The organism is Streptomyces fuscigenes (assembly GCF_021556455.1).
GTDB lineage: Bacteria > Actinomycetota > Actinomycetes > Streptomycetales > Streptomycetaceae > Streptomyces > Streptomyces fuscigenes.
The window spans coordinates 1-18,797 of record NZ_JAKGCV010000069.1 but is presented as its reverse complement, the minus strand read 5'-3'; the positions used below and the strand labels follow the sequence as shown (position 1 = coordinate 18,797).

Sequence of the window (18,797 nt, the reverse complement as noted above, 5' to 3'; positions counted from 1 at the left end):
CGTGAGCCCCGCGCCCCGGGGTGGGCGGCGCGGTCCCGCACGAGGGGCGCGAGGCGCGCCCGGTCCCGTACGGCCGCGGCCGAGGGGCCCGCACACCCGCCCGCACACCCGCCCGGCCGGCCGCACACCCGCCCGGGCCGAGCGAGGACACGTCCGGTACGGACGCGGGCGTCGGGGCGCCCCGCACGTACGGGACAATGGATGCCATGAGTCTGTTCCGGGACGACGGTGTCGTGCTGCGGACCCAGAAGCTCGGTGAGGCCGACCGCATCATCACGCTCCTGACCCGCGGCCACGGGCGCGTCCGCGCCGTCGCGCGCGGCGTGCGGCGCACGAAGTCGAAGTTCGGGGCGCGGCTCGAACCCTTCTCCCACGTCGACGTGCAGTTCTTCGCGCGCGGCAGCGAACTGGTCGGCCGCGGCCTGCCCCTGTGCACGCAGAGCGAGACCATCGCGCCCTACGGCAGCGGCATCGTCACCGACTACACCCGCTACACGGCGGGCACCGCGATGCTGGAGACCGCCGAGCGCTTCACCGACCACGAGGGCGAACCCGCGGTCCAGCAGTACCTGCTGCTGATCGGCGGCCTGCGGACGCTGTCGCGCGGCGAGCACGCCCCGCACCTGATCCTGGACGCGTTCCTGCTGCGCTCGCTCGCCGTCAACGGCTACGCGCCGAGCTTCGACAACTGCGCCCGCTGCGGCCTCGACGGCCCGAACCGCTTCTTCTCCGTCGCGGCGGGCGGCATCGTCTGCGGCGACTGCCGGGTCCCCGGCAGCGTCGTCCCCTCCGGCGAGGCGGTCGCGCTGCTCGGCGCGCTGCTGACGGGCGACTGGGCCACGGCGGACGCCGCCGAGCCGCGCCACGCGCGCGAGGGCAGCGGCCTGGTGTCCGCGTACCTCCACTGGCACCTGGAGCGCGGCCTGCGCTCGCTCAAGTACGTCGACACCGGCAACGGCAGCAGGGCCGCCCGCGGCGCCCCCGGCCTCGCGTAGGCGACGGGTCCCGCTCCGCCGCGACCCGGGTGGCCCGGCGGGCGCCGGGCGGAATACCCTGACCGCAGCCCCGGGCGCGCGCGTGGCGGTGGCCTCGCGCGACGGCATCTCAGGCCGAGCGGACCCGGGAGCCGAATCGACGTCGGGCAGTCAGGAGAGCACGGGGCATGGCACGACTCATCGGGCGTTCCCGCCGCGAGTACAAGACGCCGGAGCCGCACCCGTCAGGTGCCACACCGCCGAAGATTCCCGGCGAACTGGTGCCGAAGCACGTCGCGGTCGTGATGGACGGCAACGGCCGCTGGGCCAAGGAGCGCGGGCTGCCGCGCACCGAGGGCCACAAGGTCGGCGAGGGCGTCGTGATGGACGTCCTCAAGGGGTGCATCGAGATGGGTGTGAAGAACCTGTCGCTGTACGCCTTCTCGACCGAGAACTGGAAGCGCACGCCGGACGAGGTGCGGTTCCTGATGAACTTCAACCGCGACGTCATCCGCCGCCGCCGCGACGAGATGGACGAGCTGGGCATCCGCATCCGCTGGGTCGGCCGCATGCCGAAGATGTGGAAGTCGGTCGTCCAGGAGCTCCAGGTCGCGCAGGAGCAGACCGTCGGCAACGACGCGATGACCCTGTACTTCTGCGTCAACTACGGCGGCCGGGCCGAGATCGCGGACGCGGCCCGCGCCATCGCGGAGGACGTGAAGGCCGGGCGGCTCGACCCGTCGAAGGTCAACGAGAAGACCTTCGCGAAGTACATGTACTACCCGGACATGCCGGACGTGGACCTGTTCCTGCGCCCGAGCGGCGAGCAGCGCACCTCCAACTACCTGATCTGGCAGAGCAGTTACGCGGAGATGGTGTTCCAGGACGTGCTGTGGCCGGACTTCGACCGGCGCGACCTGTGGCGCGCGTGCCTGGAGTACGCGCAGCGCGACCGCCGCTTCGGCGGAGCCCTGCCCAACCAGGACGGGCAGCCGGAAGGCTCGCAGGCCGGCTGAGGCGACGCGGGGTGACCGCTCAGTGCGGGCGGTCACCGGCGCGGCACGGCCCGGCCCGGGGCAGCCCCCGCGGACGGTCCCGCGGACGAGTCCCGCGGACCGTCCCGCCGAGGCCCCGCGCGGCTACCTGCCCGCGCAGTCCGCGCACGTACCGAAGATCTCCAGGGTGTGGGCCACGCCCACGTAGCCGTGCTGCGCCGCGACCGCGTCCGCCCACTGCTCGACCGCGGGGCCCTCCACCTCCACGGCCGCGCCGCACACCCGGCACACCAGGTGGTGGTGGTGCGACTCGCTCGTGCACCGCCGGTACACGGACTCGCCCTCCGTGGTGCGCAGCACATCGACCTCGCCCGCGTCCGCGAGGGACTGGAGCGTACGGTAGACGGTGGTGAGTCCGACGGAGTCGCCCCGGTGCTTGAGCATGTCGTGCAGCTCCTGCGCACTGCGGAACTCCTCGACCTCGTCCAGCGCGGACGCGACCGCCGCACGCTGGCGGGTGGACCTGCCGCGTACGGGGGGTCCGTCACTGTGCGCGGTCGTCACAGATGCCTCCTCGGCTCCATCGGGCACGCCGTGGTACCTGGCTCACGGCTACGTCCATTCTGCCAGCCGCCGCCGATTTGATCCGGGGGGTGCGGCCGCCGCTAATCTGAGGTATTCGCCGTTCGCCGTCATCGTAATGAAGAGAGCACCGTGGCCGCCGACAAGATCGACAGCATCGTCAACCTGAGCAAGCGCCGTGGCTTCGTCTACCCGTCCAGCGAGATCTACGGTGGTCAGCGCGCCGCCTGGGACTACGGGCCGCTCGGGGTCGAGCTGAAGGAGAACATCAAGCGCCAGTGGTGGCGCTCCATGGTCACCTCGCGCGAGGACGTCGTCGGTCTGGACTCCTCGGTGATCCTCGCCACCGAGGTGTGGCAGGCGTCCGGGCATGTCGAGACCTTCACCGACCCGCTCACCGAGTGCACGTACTGTCACAAGCGCTACCGCGCCGACCACCTTGAAGAGGCGTACGAGGAGAAGCACGGCAAGGCGCCGGCGAACGGCCTCGCCGACATCAACTGCCCCAACTGCGGCAACAAGGGCACCTTCACCGAGCCGAAGCAGTTCTCCGGCCTGCTGACCACGCACCTCGGCCCGACGCAGGACTCCGGTTCGGTGGCCTACCTGCGCCCCGAGACGGCGCAGGGCATCTTCACCAACTTCGCGCAGGTCCAGCAGACCTCCCGCAAGAAGCCGCCGTTCGGCATCGCGCAGATCGGCAAGTCCTTCCGCAACGAGATCACGCCCGGCAACTTCATCTTCCGCACCCGCGAGTTCGAGCAGATGGAGATGGAGTTCTTCGTCAAGCCCGGCGAGGACGAGAAGTGGCACGAGTACTGGCTCGAGCAGCGCTGGAACTGGTACACGGACCTCGGCATGCGCGCGGAGAACATGCGCTGGTTCGAGCACCCGAAGGAGAAGCTCTCCCACTACTCGAAGCGCACGGCGGACATCGAGTACCGCTTCCAGTTCGGCGGCAGCGAGTGGGGTGAGCTGGAGGGCGTGGCGAACCGCACGGACTACGACCTGAACGCCCACGCGAAGGCATCCGGCCACGACCTGTCGTACTACGACCAGGAGGCCGGCGAGCGCTGGACGCCGTTCGTGATCGAGCCCGCCGCCGGTGTCGGCCGCGGCATGCTCGCCTTCATGCTCGACGCGTTCAACGAGGACGAGGCGCCGAACGCGAAGGGCGTCATGGAGAAGCGCACCGTGATGCGCCTCGACCCGCGCCTCGCGCCGGTGAAGGTCGCCGTCCTGCCGCTTTCGCGCAACCCGCAGCTCTCGCCGAAGGCCAAGGGCCTGGCGGCGGACCTGCGGCGCAACTGGAACATCGAGTTCGACGACGCGGGCGCCATCGGCCGCCGCTACCGCCGCCAGGACGAGATCGGCACGCCGTTCTGCGTGACGGTCGACTTCGACACGCTGGACGACAACGCAGTCACCGTGCGCGAGCGCGACACGATGGCGCAGGAGCGGGTCTCCCTCGACCAGATCCAGGCGTACCTGGGCTCGCGCCTCCTCGGCTGCTGAACCCGGCCCCACGGCGCACCGGAAGGGCCCGCTCCCTCGTGGGGGCGGGCCCTTCCGCGCGCAGGGCCACGCCCCGCGGAGGAAAACCGGTGCCGTTCACGGCGGCCGGGCTGCTAGCTTCGCGGAATGCGCATCTCGGGAATGTTCTTCCAGCACTACGAGTGAGGGTGCGCGGCCGCGTGCCGCACACCCGATCGTCGGACCACTTCCCCATCACTTCGGGAGACACCCGTGGCCAAGAGCCGCAACAACCTGCTCGGCGTGGGCGGGCAGCGCAGGAAGCTGCCCCGTTCGCAGGGACAGGGAGCAGCACCCGGCAGCGAGGACCGCAGGTCCGCCGCCGAGCAGAAGCAGGACCTGGTGCGCAGGATGCGTGAGCGCGCCGGCGGGCAGGCGTCCGCTCCGCAGGGCGCCGGGCAGGCGTCCGCTCCGGAGGGCGCCGGGCGCGACGAGCCGGACACCGCCTCGCCGCGGGGCGGGGCGTCCGCCGCCGGGGAGCAGGGGCCCGGCGGCAGCGGGAGCTGAGCCGCGGCGGCCCGCCAGGGTCGCGCGGGTGAGGGCCGGTGGCGTACGCGCTCCCGGCCCTCACCCGTATCGGGGCCGCGGCGTGCGCACTCCCGACACCCGCCCGCTCCGGGGCAGTCCCCGCGCGGCGGCACCGGCCGGGCCGCGGCACCCGGCCGAGCTCAGGAGATCCGGCGCGGCAGGCGCAGCGCGAGCACCGCCGTCAGCAGCACCAGCCCCAGCTGCGTCAGCAGCGTGACGACCAGCGCATGGCCCATGTGCGCGGTTCCCGTCCCGGAGAGCGTCAGGAACAGCGAGCCGAGCGTGGCGACGCCGAGGGCCAGCGCCGACTGCTGCGTGGTGACCATCACCCCGCTGCCCACGCCGGCCCGCTCCGCGGGCACGTCGGAGAGCACGATCCGGAACAGCACCGGCAGCTGGAGCCCCTGCCCGGCCCCGGCGAGCGCGGTGCCCGGCAGCAGCGCGAGCGTGCCGACCGAGGGCCAGTGGCGCCACACGGCGTACGCCATGAGCACGAGGCCGAGCGCCTGGAGGACGGCGCCCGCCGGCACGACCAGGGAGCCGTGGCGGCGGACGAGCCGGGGGCCGGCGAGCGACGCCGCGAAGAACGTCACCGCCAGCGGCACGAGGGCCACCCCGGCCGCCACCGCCCCCATGCCGAGGCCCTGCTGGAGCGCGACGGCGAAGACGAACATGAAGCCGCCGAAGCCGATGGAGAACGGCAGGACCAGCACGAGCCCCCGGCGCAGCGACACCTGGTGGAACAGGCTCGGCGGCACCAGCGGTGTGCGCCCCGCGCCCTCGGCGCGCCGCTCCACCGCGTACAGCCCCGCCGCGAGGAACGGGAACGCGGCGAGCGACACCCATGTCCACAGCGGCCACCCCGCGGCCCGGCCCTCGGTGAGCGGCGCGAGCAGCGACACGAGCGCGGCGGCGAGCAGGACCGTGCCGGGCGCGTCGATCGGCGCGGGCGCCTGCGAGCGGGTCTCCGGCACCGAGCGCACGGCGAGGAACAGGCCGACGACCGCCACCGGCACGTTCACCAGGAAGATCGCCCGCCAGCCGGAGCCGCCGATGTCCGCGGCGACCAGCACGCCGCCGAGTATCTGCCCGGCGACCATCGAGAGGCCCGCCGTCGCCCCGTACATGGACAGTGCGCGGGCGCGGCGGTGGCCCGTGGTCGAGGAGTGGATGGTGGCGAGGACCTGCGGGAGCATCAGCGCCGACGCCGCGCCCTGCGCGACCCGCGCCGCGACGAGCGTCCACGCGTCGGGCGCGAGGCCGCAGGCGAGGGACGTGAGCCCGAAGGCCGCCATGCCCGCGATGAACAGCCTGCGGCGGCCGAACATGTCGCCGAGCCGGCCGCCGAGCACGAGCAGCACCGCGTAGCTGAGCCCGTAGCCGGCGACCACCAGCTCCAGCAGGGCCGCGCCGGCGTCGAGGTCGCGCTCGATGGTGGGCAGGGCGACGTTGACGATGAAGAAGTCGACGAGGGGGAGGGCCGCGCCGAGCAGCACGGTGAAGAGGCCGAGCGGCCCGAGGACGGGACGGCCGTGGTGATGGATGGCCGCCCCGTTGTCGCCGGGCCTTCCGCCGGCGTTCGCGGCCGTCCTCCCGGCCGCGTCGGCAGTGGTCGCGGGACCCGCCGCCCCGGCGGCGGTGGAGATGGATGCCTTGGTCATGGCACCGACGATCGCCGACCGCGCAGCCGGGTACCAGAGTGTCCTTGTCCTGGTACAAGGAGCACCTGGTAACAGGTTCGGCCGGGGTGGACACTGGTGCGATGGCCATCTCTCCGATCGACCGGACACCGGCTGCCCCCGCGCACGTCGCGCGGGGCGGCGGCCACCCCTCGCCCGACGTGCGGCGCCGTGAGCTCGCCGAGTTCCTGCGCAGCCGCCGCGAACGCATCACGCCCGAGCAGGTCGGGATGGCGCGCGGCGTGCGCCGCCGCACCCCGGGGCTGCGGCGCGAGGAGGTCGCCGCGCTCTCCGCGGTCGGCGTCACCTGGTACACGTGGCTGGAGCAGGCGCGCGACATCCAGGTGTCCCCGCAGGTGCTGGACGCCCTGGCCCGGGCGCTGCTGCTCGACCCCGTGGAGCGGGCGCACCTGTTCGCGCTGGGCGGCGGCGTGGACCCGGACCCGACGACACCGTGCGCCCAGGTGACGCCGGCGATCTCGCGCATGCTGGAGCAGCTGGAGCCGTTCCCGGCCGCCGTGCAGAACAGCAGGTACGACATCCTCGCGTACAACAGCACGTACGGGGTGCTGCTGCGCGACCTCGACGAGCTGGCGCCGGAGGACCGCAACTGCCTGTGGCTGGCGTTCACCGACGAGGCGTGGCGCGCGTCGCTGGTGGACCGGGAGAAGGTCGAGCGGGCCATGGCCGCGAAGTTCCGGGCCTCGATGGCGGAGCACCTGGGCGACCCGGCGTGGAAGGCCCTGCTGGCGCGGCTGTGCACCGCCTCCCGCCGGTTCTGCGAGGTCTGGGACCGGCACGAGGTCGAGGTGCACACCGGGCACGGCAAGGCCTTCGACAACGCCGTCGTCGGGCGGCTGCGGCTGGAGCAGACGCCGCTGTGGCTGGGCCCGAAGACGGGACCCGCGCTGATCGGCTACTCGCCGGCGGACGAGGAGACCCGTGAGCGGCTGGTCCGGCTGGACGCCCACGCCCGGGAGCTGCGTGCCGCCCGGCAGCGGCCGGGCGCACCGGTGACGCGGGAACCCCGAGGAGTCCGGGCGTACGCCGACGTGTGAGCCGGGCGTACGCGGTGGTGCGGGAGGGACGCCCGGGGCGGGGCCGGACGGTCCGGCGGCCCTCCGGGGTCAGGCGGCCCGGGAGGAGCCCCGGGCCGCCGCCACGAGCGGCTGGTCCTGCTCCAGGCGGGCGGCCGCGCGCTGGGCGCTGCCCCGCGCCCATGTGCCGCTGGTGAGGATGCCGAGCACCAGAACGGCGAAGCCGCAGGCCGTCAGGACCCACCAGGCGGGCCGGGCCGCGTCCGTGAAGGCGTGCACGTACGACGCCGACGCCCTGCCGCTGCCCGAGGAGGCAGCCACCCCGCCCGCGAGCACCGCGCCGAGCACCGCCACGCCCAGCGTCGAGCCGATCTGGCGGCTGGTCGAGGCGACGGCAGCGGCGACACCCGCCTGGGAGCGCGGCATGCCGGAGACCGCGGTGTTGGTGATCGGCGCGTTGACCCAGCCGAATCCGAAGCCGAAGACGACGTACCCGGTGAACAGCAGCGCGGTGTGGGCCTCGGCGTCGAAGACCGCGAACAGCAGCCCGCTCGCCGTCATCCCGATGCCCGCGACGATCAGCGAGGGCCGCGGCCCCCGGCTGCCGACGACGCGGCCGGACAGCGGCGCGCAGATGCCCGTCATGGCGGCCATCGGCAGCAGGTAGAGCCCGGCGTGCAGGGCGCTCAGGTCGCGCGCCTCCTGGAGGTAGAGCGTGTTCACGAAGAGGAAGCCGCCGAGCGCCGCGAACGCGCACACGGCGATCACCGTGGCACCGCTGAACGGCGCGCTGCGGAAGAAGCGCAGGTCGATCAGGGGCTCCGGGCGCCGGGGTTCGTAGCGCAGCAGCGCGAGGAGGCAGCCGACGGCCAGCGCGATCAGCGCCAGGATCAGGGGCGAGGTCCAGCCGAGCGAGGGGACCTCGATGATGGTCGACGTCACGCCGGCCAGGACGCCGATGACGAGGAGCTGGCCGACCGGGTCGGGCCTGCGGGCCTTCGCCGCCCGGGACTCCGGCACGAACTTCCAGGTCAGCCAGAGTGCGGCCAGCCCGATCGGCAGGTTGATCCAGAAGATCGAGCGCCAGCCGACGGAGTCCACGAGCAACCCGCCGATGAGCGGCCCCGCCGCCATCGACAGGCCGACCACGCCGCCCCACACGCCGATGGCGCGGGCCCGCTCACGGGGGTCGGTGAACGTGTTCGTGATGATCGACATCGCGACCGGGTTGAGCATCGAGCCGCCGACCGCCTGGACCATGCGGAAGACGACCAGCATCTCCAGGTTCGGAGCCACCGAGCACAGCACCGAGCCGAGCGTGAAGACCACCAGGCCGGTCGTGAAGACGCGGCGGCGGCCGACGCGGTCGGCGGTGGAGCCCGCGAGCATCAGCAGCGACGCGAGCACGAGGGTGTAGGCGTCGATCGTCCACTGCAGGCCGGAGACGCTGGCGTGCAGCTCCCGTTGCATCGAGGGGAGGGCGACGTTGAGGACGGTGTTGTCGAGGCTGACGATCAGCAGGCTCATGCAGCAGATCGCCAGCACCAGCATCCGCCGGCGGTGGCTGAGCTCGGGCATACATCGATAGTACGCAAAACTAATGACCTTCTTGTACAGGGCACCCGGTCGGCGGAGGAGCACCCGGCGCGATACGCGACAATGGGCGCATGACCACCGAGACCCTCACCGCCATCCGGCCCGCCGAGCAGGCGGCCGCACAGCTGTCCGTCGGGCCGTATGCCGTAAGGCCTCCGGTGGTCCTGGCGCCGATGGCCGGGATCACCAACGCGCCCTTCCGCACGCTGTGCCGGGAGTTCGCGGGCGGCAAGGGCCTGTTCGTCAGTGAGATGATCACCACACGCGCCCTGGTCGAGCGCAACGAGAAGACCATGCAGCTGATCCGGTTCGGCGCCGACGAGACGCCCCGCTCGATCCAGCTGTACGGCGTCGACCCGGCCACCGTCGGCAAGGCGGTGCGGATGATCGTCGACGAGGACCTCGCCGACCACATCGACCTCAACTTCGGCTGCCCGGTGCCCAAGGTCACGCGCAAGGGCGGCGGCTCGGCCCTCCCGTACAAGCGGCCGCTGCTGCGCGCCATCCTGCACGAGGCCGTGTCCAACGCGGGCGCGCTGCCGGTGACGATGAAGATGCGCAAGGGCATCGACGCCGACCACCTCACCAGCCTGGACGCCGGCCGCATCGCCGTCGACGAGGGCATCACCGCCATCGCCCTGCACGGCAGGACGGCGGCCCAGCACTACGGCGGCACCGCGGACTGGGACGCGATCGCACGCCTCAAGGAGCACGTCCCGGAGATCCCCGTCCTCGGCAACGGCGACATCTGGTCGGCGGAGGACGCCCTGCGCATGGTGCGTGAGACGGGCTGCGACGGCGTCGTCGTCGGCCGGGGCTGCCTCGGGCGGCCGTGGCTGTTCGCCGACCTGGTCGCCGCGTTCGAGGGCACGGGCGCACCGATGCGGCCCGATCTGCGCCAGGTCGCGGCCGTCATGCACCGCCACGCGCAGCTGCTCGGGGAGTGGCTCGGCGACGAGGGTCGCGGCGTGGTCGACTTCCGCAAGCACGTCGCCTGGTACCTGAAGGGCTTCGCGGTCGGCTCGGAGCTGCGCCGCAAGCTCGCGGTCACCTCGTCGCTCGCGCAGCTCGACGAGCTGCTGGCGGGCCTCGACCTGGACCAGTCCTGGCCCGTCGGCGCCGACGGCCCGCGCGGCCGGACGTCCGGCAACAACCGTGTCGTCCTCCCCGATGGCTGGCTGAAGGACCCCTACGACTGCGCCGGTGTGGACGCGGGCGCGGAGCTCGACACCTCCGGCGGCTGAGCGGCCCCGGTCCCTCGGGCTCCGCGGCCCCCCGGGCCGCGGCGAGCGAGTGCCCGGCGGGCCCGGCCGGGCCCCGGACCGCCGATTCGAAGCCTCCTCGCGTGGTAGTCGTCCGGTACGCCGGAGAACACCGGCCTTCCGCGACCGAGAGGGACCACGATGCAGTACAGGCAGCTCGGACGGTCGGGCCTTCGCATCTCCGTGCTCTCGCTGGGCACCATGACGTACGGCGGCAAGGCGCAGTTCGGCGCCCTCGGCAACATCGGCGTGGAGGGCGCGAAACGCCAGATCGGCATGTGCCTCGACGCGGGCGTCAACGTGATCGACACCGCCAACATGTACTCGTACGGCGTGGCCGAGGACATCCTCGGCGAGGCCCTGGCCGGCAAGCGCGACCAGGTGCTGATCTCCGACAAGGTGCGCATGAAGATGGGGGAGGGGCCCAACGAGCAGGGCCTGTCCCGCCAGCACATCCTGGATCAGCTGCACAACAGCCTGCGGCGGCTGAACACCGACCACATCGACATCTACCACGTGCACGAGTGGGACGGTCAGACCCCGCTCGAGGAGACCCTGGAGACGCTCGACACCCTCGTGCGCTCGGGCAAGGTGCGCTATCTCGGCGTGTCGAACTACTCCGGCTGGCAGCTCATGAAGGCGCTCTCGGTCGCGGACGCGCACGGCTACCAGCGCTTCGTCAGCAACCAGATCTACTACTCGCTGGAGTCGCGCGACGCCGAGTACGAACTGGTGCCGCTCTCGCTGGACCAGGGCCTCGGCGTCATGGTGTGGAGCCCGCTCGCGGGCGGGCTGCTGTCCGGCAAGTACCGGCGCGGGCAGCAGGTGAGCGAGAGCCGCCACCTCACCGAGTGGAGCGAGCCGCCCGTGCGCGACGAGGAGAAGCTGTACGACACCATCGAGACGGTCGTCGACATCGCGTCCGCCCACGGCGTCTCGCCCGCGCAGCTCTCCCTCGCGTACCTCCTCGCGAAGCCGTCCGTCACCTCGCTGGTGATCGGCGCGCGCAAGGACGAGCAGCTGGCGGACAACCTGGGGGCCGCCGAGGTGACGCTGACGGCCGAGGACGTCGACCGGCTCGACAAGGTCTCCGCACCCGCCCTCATCTACCCGCACTGGCACCAGGCAGGGAACGCCGCCGAGCGCTTCGGCGCCGCCGACGAGGCGCTGCACGGGCCGGCCCGCTGACGCCGGGGCGGGGGCTGGGGCCGGGGAGCCGCCGGGGGGCGGCCGACCCGGCCCCGAGGCACGGTGCGGGACCCGCCGGGCGGGGGAATCGCGGCGACCGTGCGCCGGTGTCGCGGCCCCGCGCCGGCACGGCCCGTGTCCGCAAGTGAGGGCCTGTTGGCCGTCCGGTAGCGGAAACGGAGGGGCCCCCGGGCGGATCGTGGAGACACATCGACCCGACGAGCCGAAGAGGCACCATGACCGAGACCATCGCCGACGTGGCGATCCCCGACAGCACCCTCGCGAAGGACGCGACCGACCTCATCAGGGAGACCACCACCCCGCTGATCTACCACCACTCGCGCCGGGTCTTCCTCTTCGGCAGCCTCCAGGCGCGCACCCTGGGCATCCGCCCCGACCCCGAACTCCTCTACGTGGCGGCGCTGTTCCACGACACCGGCCTCGTCGCCCCCTACCGCGGCGACGACCAGCGCTTCGAGCTCGACAGCGCGGACCAGGCCCGCGCGTTCCTGCTCACGCACGGCTTCTCCGAGGCCGACGCGGCGACGGTGTGGACGGCCATCGCGCTGCACACCACCCCCGAGGTGCCCTACAAGATGGCGCCCGAGATCGCGGCCACCACGGCGGGCGTCGAGACCGACGTGCTCGGCATGCGCCTGGACGACCTGACCGAGGCGGACATCGCCGCCGTCACCGGGGCCCACCCGAGGCCCGACTTCAAGCGGCAGATCCTGCAGGCCTTCACGGACGGCTTCAAGGACCGCCCCGACACCACGTTCGGCACGGTCAACGCGGACGTCCTGGAGCACTTCGTGCCCGGCTTCCGGCACATCGACTTCGTCGACGTCATCCAGAACTCCGCCTGGCCCGAGTAGGCGCCGTCACGGGGGCGGCCGCCGGGGCCGCCCCCGCCGGGCGCGCGACCCGGTCGCACCGGGCCGCCGCGGCTCGTTCGCGCGCCCGGCGCCGGGGGTCCGCCGCTCCGGCGCCCGCGCGTCCTACGATCCAGTGCCATCGCCCCGCGACGGCCCGCGCCCCGCGCCGGTCCAGGAAAGGACGTCCCGCCCGTGGCCCCCAGACGCATCCCGCTCAATCTCTTCGGCATGGCCTTCGGACTGGCGGGTCTCGGCGGCAGCTGGATCGCCGCCGCCCGGACCGGGGACATCCCGGTCGACGTGGGGCGCGCCCTGCTCGCCCTGGCGGCCCTCGTTTGGCTGCTGACGCTCGCCGCGTACGCGCGCTACGCGCTCGCCGTGCGGGGCGCCTTCCTGGCGGACCTGCGCGACCCGGTGCTCGGCCCGTTCTCGTCGCTGGCGGTCATCACGCCGATGCTGCTGTCCGCGGAGGGCCTGAACCTGTTCTGGCCCGGCGGCGCCACCGTGTTCGTGGACGTCTTCCTCGGGCTGACCGTCGTGCTGGGCGGCTGGCTGACCGGCCAGTGGATCTACGGCGAGATGGACCTGGCGACCGTGCACCCCGGGTACTTCCTGCCCACCGTGGCGGGCGGCCTGATCGCCTCTGCCTCGGCCACGCAGGTCCACCAGGTGCGGCTGGGCGAGTTCATGCTCGGCCTCGGCGCGGTGTGCTGGCTGATCGTCGGCTCGGTGATCCTGGTCCGCCTGCTCGGCAGGCCCCTGCCGGCGCCCCCGCTCCTGCCCACGGTCGCGATCGAGGTGGCCCCCGCGCCGGTGGCGACCCTCGCCTGGTTCGGCCTCAACGGCGACCGCATGGACGCCGTCGTCGCGGGGCTCGCGGGCTACGGCGTGCTGATGGTGGTGGCGCAGCTGCGGCTGATCGCGGTCTACCGGAAGCTCCCGTTCGTGCCCGGCTTCTGGTCCTTCACCTTCTCCTGGGCGGCCGTCGCGACGGTGACGATCCGCTGGATCGAGCTGGGCAGGCCCGCCGGGCACCTCGTCTGGACCTGCCTCGTGCTGGCCGCCATCACCGTCCTGGTCGGGTCGGTCGCGGTGCGGACCTGCCTGGCGCTGGCACGGCGGGACCTCCTGCCGCCCCGGCCCGCCGCGGACGGCGCCGCCAACTAGCCCGCGCCCCTCCGGACGGCCGGACACGCCGTCAGACCGCCGCCGGCCCGCGGCACCGGGCGGTCTCCGGCCCGTGCCGTCGCCCGCCTCCTCCCGCGACGGCTCAGGACGCGCGCAGCGGGTGCGCCGCCACCGACGGGCCCGCGTGCCGCTCCAGCGGCGAGGCCGCGGCGGAGTTGCTCACGGCGAAGGCCACGCTGCCCGGCAGGTAGCGGTCGTCCGTCCACTCGATGGGGCGTCCCGCCGCCGTGTACGTGAGGTAGCGCTGGCGCAGCAGCGGCCCGCCCCGGCGCACCCCCAGCAGGCGCGCGTCCTCGCTGCCCGCGGCCACCGCGTCGATCAGGTGCTCTCCGTAGTGCGCGACGATGCCCGCGTCCTGCGCGATGGTGTTCATGATGGAGACGCAGTCGTCCGGCAGGTCGCGGACGGCCGGCGCCACCCACTCCGTGTAGGCGGTGCGCTCGACCAGCACGGGCTCGCCGTCGAGGTGGCGCAGCCGCAGCACGTACAGCACGTCGCTGCCCGGGCCGACACCGAGGCGGGACGCCTCCTCGGCGCTCGCACGCCGCGTGGTGCGCTCCAGGATGCGGCTCGACACCTCGCACCCCATGGCCGCGGCCCACTGCGCGAAGCTGTTCAACTGGGCGAAGCTGTGCCGCCGTTCCTGGCGCAGCACCACGCGCCGCGCACCCTGCCGGGAGCCCACGAGCCCCTCGGACGCCAGCAGGCCCACCGCTTGGCGCACCGTGCCCCGCGAGGCGCCCCAGCGGGCTGCGAGTTCGCTCTCGGACGGCAGCAGGGCGCCCACCTGGTACTCCCCGTCGAGGATCGACTGCCGCAGCGCGTCCGCGATTTCCACATAGCGCGAACCGCTCACGCGTCCCCCTCGGTCCTGGCGGTCGCCCGCCGTCTCCTGTACGCAGATACGGGTATCGGCCACGTACCTGTCCCTCACTGTAACCGCCCCCGGGCCTCCGGAGGAGAGGGCCGCCCGCCCGGGCCCGACACGCGCGCGATGCCCCGGTCCTTCCCCGGTCGGTCGTCCGTTTTGCGCGGGGATTCCTTTTCCGGGCCGCGCCCGCGCGCGGACACGCGCCGTTCACGCTCCCGTCATCGCGACCGGGCGAACTGATCCCAGCTTGTCTGAACAAGTGGCCCCCGGCCCGGACATGCGCCGCCGCCCCCCTCCGCCCTCTTCACGGGAGACACAGCGTGACCCGAAAGCCCCTGCACGGCCGCCACCGGCTCGCCGCCGCCGTCGCACTCAGCACCGCCGCACTCACCGCTCTGACCGCCTGCGGCGCCAAGCAGGACAGCGCCGCCGACACGTCCGCCTCCGCCGGCGGCGTCAAGGCGTCCGCCGCGACCTCGGCCGCCGACTTCGGCGGCATGGACGCCCTCGTCAAGGCCGCCCAGAAGGAGGGCTCGCTGAACGCGATAGCCCTGCCGCCGGACTGGGCCAACTACGGCGAGATCATCAAGGAGTTCGAGGCCAAGTACAAGGTCAAGGTCAAGGACGAGACGCCCGACGCGGCCAGCGCCGACGAGATCAACGCGATCACCTCCCGCAAGGGCCAGGACCGCGCACCCGACGTCGTCGACCTCGGCATCCCCTTCGACCGCAGCGGCGCCTCGCAGGGCCTCTTCGCCCCCTACAAGGTGGCGGACTTCGACAAGATCCCGACGGCGCAGAAGGACCCGAACGGCCTCTGGTACAACGACTACGGCGGCTACATCTCCATCGGCTGCGACGCCAAGCGCGTCAAGGACTGCCCCACCACCTTCGCCGACCTGCTCAAGCCCGAGTACAAGGGCAAGGTCGCCCTCAACGGCAACCCGAACAAGTCGGGTTCCGCGTTCGGCGGCGTGTACGCGGCGGCCCTCGCCAACAAGGGCTCATTCACGGACATCCAGCCCGGCATCGACTACTTCGGCAAGCTGAAGAAGAGCGGCAACTTCATCCCCGTCGAGTCCACCCCGGCCACCGTCGAGAAGGGCGAGACGCCCATCTCCATCGACTGGGACTACCTCAACGCCTCCTACGCGGACGAGTTCAAGTCCAAGGGCGTCGACTGGAAGGTCTCCGTGCCCTCCGACGGCCAGTACGCCCAGTACTACTCGCAGGCGATCAACAAGGACGCCCCGCACCCCGCCGCGGCCCGCCTGTGGATGGAGTTCCTCTACAGCACCACCGGCCAGAACCTGTTCCTCAAGGGCTACGCCCGCCCGGTGCTGCTGCCCTCGATGACCGCCGACGGCTCCGCCGACAAGACGTTCGTCGCCAAGCTGCCGCAGGTCTCCGGCACGCCGTCCTTCCCGGCCTCCGACGACCTCGACAAGGTCAAGGGCGTGCTGACCCAGAACTGGGACAAGGCCGTCTCCTGATGCCGGCCGACACCCTGCCCCCACCGGGCACGCCCGCTCCGGGCGCCGCCGGCGGCAGCAGCCGCCGGCGGCGGGCGTCGCGCTCCTGGCTCGGCACCCTCCCGCTCCTCGCGTTCGCCGCCGTCTGCTTCGGCCTGCCCGTCGGCTTCGTCGTCTACGGCGCGTTCACCACGGACGACGGCGGCACCACGCACGCGACCGGATCCAACATCGCCACGTCGCTCGGCGGCGCCTACCTCACGTCGCTCACCGGCAGCGTCGAACTGTCCGCGCTCACCGCGCTGCTCGGCTGCGTCCTCGGCATGCTGATCGCCCAGGCCGTGGTCGCGGCGCGGCGCGGCGCGCTGCGCGAGTCGGTGCTCACCGCGTCCGGGGTCCTCGCCAACTTCGGCGGCGTCCCGCTCGCGTTCGCGTTCGTCGCCACCCTGGGCATCTCCGGGGTCGTCACCCAGGTCGCGCACCTGGACTCGGCCGGCTGGAACCTCTACTCGTTCCCCGGCCTCGTCGTCATCTACCTCTACTTCCTCGTGCCGCTGATGGTGCTGGTGTCCGTGCCCGCGCTCGACGGGCTGCGCCCGCAGTGGCGGGAGGCCGCGCACAACGCAGGCGCCACGACCGGCCAGTTCTGGCGGCACGTGGGCCTCCCGGTGCTCGCGCCCACCCTGCTCGGCGGCTTCGTGCTCCTCTTCGGCTCGGCCTTCGCCGCGTACGCCACCGCCGCCGCGCTCGTCGGCGGCTCGGTGCCGCTCGTCACGCTCAAGATCGCGGACGCCCTCTCCGGCAACGTCCAGGTCGGACAGGAGAACGTGGCGCTCGCGCTCAGCCTCGACATGATCGTGATCGCCGGACTCGTCATGGCGGTCTACCTGCCCCTCCAGCGACGGAGCACCCGATGGCTGCACTGACCCCCACCGCGGGCACCGCACCCGGCGCGGTCCCCGGGAAGGACGCGCCGCCCGCCCGGCCCGCCGCGGCCCGGCGCCCGCGGCCGCGCGTCTGGCGGGGCGCGGTCCTCGGCCTCGCGGGCGTCTACTTCGTCGTGCCGCTCCTCGCGTCGTTCGTCTTCACGGTCCACGTGCCCGGCCACGGCGTGGACTTCGGCGCGTACACCGGCATCCTCTCCGCCGACGGCTTCGGCCGCAGCCTGCTGCTGTCGCTGGGGCTCGCCGCCGCGACGATCGCGGTGTCGCTGCTGCTCGTCGTCCCGGCCATGGTCGCGGTCCGCCTCGGCGCACCCCGCCTGCGCCCCCTCGTCGAGATCGTCTGCATGCTGCCGCTGGTCGTCCCGCCGATCGCGCTCGTCAGCGGCATGCAGAGCGTCCTGCGCTGGGGCCCCGACCACCTCGCGACGACGCCGCTCTACCAGACGTTCCTCGCCGTGCAGAACCAGTCGTTCCCGCTGGTGCTCGTCTTCGCGTACGTGGTGCTCGCGCTGCCCTTCGTCTACCGCTCCCTCGACGCGGGACTGCGCGCCGTCGACCTCACGACGCTCGTGGAGGCCGCGCGCAACTGCGGCGCGTCGGCCGCGTACACGCTCTGGCGGGTCGTCCTGCCCAACCTGCGCTCCTCGCTGGCCGGAGCGGCCTTCCTGACGCTCGCGCTGGTGCTCGGCGAGTACACGATCGCCGCGCTGCTCGGCTACGAGCCGTTCGCCGTGTGGATCGTCACGATCTCGGGCGACGAGGCGCAGATGTCCGTGGCGGTCTCGCTGCTGAGCCTGCTGATCGCCTGGGTGCTGCTGCTCGTCCTCTCGCGCGCGGGAGCACGCGCCGACGCCGGCGCCTCGGCCCCGGCCCCCGCCTCGCGGGCGGACGCGCGCGGCACCACCGCCCCCCTGCCCGCCCCTTCCGGCAAGGAGTAGTCCCCTCCATGGTCACACCCCTCTCGTCCGCCGCGGTGGCGGACGGCCCCTCCCCGGCGGCGGCCGGCGCGCTCGTCGAATTCCGCGGCCTGCGCCGGGCGTTCGGCCCCACCGTCGCGCTGGACGGCCTCGACCTGACGGCCCGCCCCGGCGAACTCCTCGCCCTGCTCGGCCCGTCGGGCTGCGGCAAGACCACCGCGCTGCGCGTCCTCGCCGGCTTCGAGCACCCCGACGCGGGTGAGGTCCTCGTGGACGGCGAGGACATCACCCGCGTGCCCGCCAACCGCCGCGACGCGGGCATGGTCTTCCAGTCCTACAGCCTCTTCCCGCACCTGAGCGCGCGCGACAACGTGGCCTTCGGCCTGCGCGTGCGGAAGGTGTCCGCGGCCGAGCGGCGCGAGCGCGCGGCCGAACTCCTCGACCTCGTCGGCCTGCCCGAGCACGGCGACCGCTTCCCGCACCAGATGTCCGGCGGCCAGCAGCAGCGCGTCGCGCTGGCCCGCGCGCTGGCACTGCGTCCGCGCGTCCTGCTGCTCGACGAGCCGCTGTCCGCGCTAGACGCGAAGGTCCGCCTCTCGCTGCGCGAGGAGATCAGGCGGCTGCAGCTCTCCCTCGGCATCACCACCGTCTTCGTCACCCACGACCAGGAGGAGGCCCTGTCGATGGCCGACCGGGTCGCCGTGCTCAACGCGGGCCGCGTGGAACAGTGCGCGCCCCCCTCGGAGCTGTACGAGCGGCCCGCGACGGCCTTCGTCGCCGAGTTCGTGGGCACGATGAACCGCCTGTCCGGGACGCTGTCGGGCCCGGGCCTGGTGCGGGTCGCGGGCGCCGAACTGCCGGTGGACGGCGACGCGCCGGCCACGGGCGGCACGGGCGCGGTCGACGTGCTGATCCGGCCCGAGAACATCACCGCCGAGGCGGACCCCGAGGGCACCGCGACCGTCGTGGCGGCGTCCTTCTTCGGCTCCGTCACCCGCATCCTGCTGGACCTCCCCGACGGCACGACCGTCAAGGCGGACGTCCCCTCGCGGGACGCGGGCGGGCTCGGCCCCGGCGTCCGCGCCCGGGTCGCCCCGGCCCACCGCCCGGTCCTGGTCGTCGCCCCCGCCGCGTCCGGGCAGGCCGCGTGACCGGC

Annotated in this window: 17 protein-coding genes; 13 read left to right on the top strand and 4 right to left on the bottom strand. The window is 73.2% G+C overall.

Going from position 1 to position 18,797, the window contains the following annotated elements:
- Nucleotides 1-206 precede the first annotated feature (206 nt).
- Together recO and L1885_RS09435 are read left to right on the top strand one after the other, a co-directional pair.
- Nucleotides 207-995, top strand: a complete 789-nt coding sequence (recO, locus tag L1885_RS09440; RefSeq protein ID WP_235796574.1) for a DNA repair protein RecO — start codon at nucleotides 207-209, stop codon at nucleotides 993-995.
- 167 nt (nucleotides 996-1,162) lie between these two features.
- On the top strand, nucleotides 1,163-1,990 hold the full coding sequence (locus L1885_RS09435) for an isoprenyl transferase (RefSeq protein WP_235796573.1): 828 nt from the start codon (nucleotides 1,163-1,165) through the stop codon (nucleotides 1,988-1,990).
- Between the two features lie 123 nt (nucleotides 1,991-2,113).
- Here L1885_RS09435 and L1885_RS09430 read toward each other — a convergent pair whose 3' ends face one another.
- Nucleotides 2,114-2,533, bottom strand: coding sequence for a Fur family transcriptional regulator (locus L1885_RS09430; protein WP_235796572.1), 420 nt, complete (start codon nucleotides 2,531-2,533; stop codon nucleotides 2,114-2,116).
- A gap of 150 nt (nucleotides 2,534-2,683) precedes the next feature.
- On the opposite strand from L1885_RS09430, the gene L1885_RS09425 reads away from it, so the two are divergent.
- The gene (locus tag L1885_RS09425; RefSeq protein WP_235796571.1) at nucleotides 2,684-4,066 is read left to right on the top strand and encodes a glycine--tRNA ligase; all 1,383 of its coding nucleotides are present in this window, start codon (nucleotides 2,684-2,686) and stop codon (nucleotides 4,064-4,066) included.
- A 231-nt stretch (nucleotides 4,067-4,297) separates the two neighbouring features.
- A complete protein-coding gene (locus L1885_RS09420; RefSeq protein ID WP_235796570.1) occupies nucleotides 4,298-4,591 on the top strand; it encodes a DUF6243 family protein in 294 nt (97 codons plus the stop codon).
- A 161-nt stretch (nucleotides 4,592-4,752) separates the two neighbouring features.
- On the opposite strand, the gene L1885_RS09415 is transcribed toward L1885_RS09420, so the two are convergent.
- On the bottom strand, nucleotides 4,753-6,273 hold the full coding sequence (locus tag L1885_RS09415) for an MFS transporter (RefSeq protein ID WP_235796569.1): 1,521 nt from the start codon (nucleotides 6,271-6,273) through the stop codon (nucleotides 4,753-4,755).
- A gap of 101 nt (nucleotides 6,274-6,374) precedes the next feature.
- On the opposite strand from L1885_RS09415, the gene L1885_RS09410 reads away from it, so the two are divergent.
- On the top strand, nucleotides 6,375-7,349 hold the full coding sequence (locus L1885_RS09410; RefSeq protein WP_235796568.1) for a helix-turn-helix transcriptional regulator: 975 nt from the start codon (nucleotides 6,375-6,377) through the stop codon (nucleotides 7,347-7,349).
- A 69-nt stretch (nucleotides 7,350-7,418) separates the two neighbouring features.
- Here the strand turns inward: L1885_RS09410 and L1885_RS09405 are convergent, their stop codons facing one another.
- Complete coding sequence (locus L1885_RS09405; protein ID WP_235796567.1) at nucleotides 7,419-8,906, bottom strand: MFS transporter; 1,488 nt, start codon at nucleotides 8,904-8,906, stop codon at nucleotides 7,419-7,421.
- 89 nt (nucleotides 8,907-8,995) lie between these two features.
- On the opposite strand from L1885_RS09405, the gene dusB reads away from it, so the two are divergent.
- The 4 genes from dusB to L1885_RS09385 all read left to right on the top strand — a co-directional run bounded on the left by dusB (nucleotide 8,996) and on the right by L1885_RS09385 (nucleotide 13,416).
- Nucleotides 8,996-10,168 carry a tRNA dihydrouridine synthase DusB gene (gene dusB, locus L1885_RS09400; RefSeq protein WP_235796566.1) on the top strand — a complete coding sequence of 391 codons (1,173 nt, stop codon included), beginning with the start codon at nucleotides 8,996-8,998 and terminating at the stop codon, nucleotides 10,166-10,168.
- Nucleotides 10,169-10,327: 159 nt separating this feature from the next.
- Entirely contained in the window at nucleotides 10,328-11,374 is a 1,047-nt protein-coding gene (locus L1885_RS09395) for an aldo/keto reductase (RefSeq protein WP_235796565.1), read from the top strand.
- A 236-nt stretch (nucleotides 11,375-11,610) separates the two neighbouring features.
- Nucleotides 11,611-12,249, top strand: a complete 639-nt coding sequence (locus L1885_RS09390) for an HD domain-containing protein (protein ID WP_235796564.1) — start codon at nucleotides 11,611-11,613, stop codon at nucleotides 12,247-12,249.
- A gap of 192 nt (nucleotides 12,250-12,441) precedes the next feature.
- Nucleotides 12,442-13,416, top strand: a complete 975-nt coding sequence (locus L1885_RS09385) for an SLAC1 family transporter (protein WP_235796563.1) — start codon at nucleotides 12,442-12,444, stop codon at nucleotides 13,414-13,416.
- A 103-nt stretch (nucleotides 13,417-13,519) separates the two neighbouring features.
- Here L1885_RS09385 and L1885_RS09380 read toward each other — a convergent pair whose 3' ends face one another.
- Nucleotides 13,520-14,293, bottom strand: coding sequence for a GntR family transcriptional regulator (locus tag L1885_RS09380; RefSeq protein ID WP_235796575.1), 774 nt, complete (start codon nucleotides 14,291-14,293; stop codon nucleotides 13,520-13,522).
- A 335-nt stretch (nucleotides 14,294-14,628) separates the two neighbouring features.
- On the opposite strand from L1885_RS09380, the gene L1885_RS09375 reads away from it, so the two are divergent.
- Genes L1885_RS09375 through L1885_RS09360 form a run of 4 tightly spaced genes read left to right on the top strand, consistent with a single transcriptional unit; the run spans nucleotide 14,629 to nucleotide 18,792 of the window.
- Entirely contained in the window at nucleotides 14,629-15,801 is a 1,173-nt protein-coding gene (locus tag L1885_RS09375) for an ABC transporter substrate-binding protein (RefSeq protein WP_235796562.1), read from the top strand.
- On the top strand, nucleotides 15,801-16,706 hold the full coding sequence (locus L1885_RS09370) for an ABC transporter permease (RefSeq protein ID WP_235796561.1): 906 nt from the start codon (nucleotides 15,801-15,803) through the stop codon (nucleotides 16,704-16,706). Before L1885_RS09375 ends, L1885_RS09370 begins: the two co-directional genes overlap by 1 nt.
- The gene (locus tag L1885_RS09365) at nucleotides 16,694-17,662 is read left to right on the top strand and encodes an ABC transporter permease (protein ID WP_235796560.1); all 969 of its coding nucleotides are present in this window, start codon (nucleotides 16,694-16,696) and stop codon (nucleotides 17,660-17,662) included. The genes L1885_RS09370 and L1885_RS09365 overlap by 13 nt, the downstream gene beginning before the upstream one ends.
- 8 nt (nucleotides 17,663-17,670) lie before the next feature.
- Entirely contained in the window at nucleotides 17,671-18,792 is a 1,122-nt protein-coding gene (locus L1885_RS09360) for an ABC transporter ATP-binding protein (RefSeq protein ID WP_235796559.1), read from the top strand.
- Nucleotides 18,793-18,797: the final 5 nt, after the last annotated feature.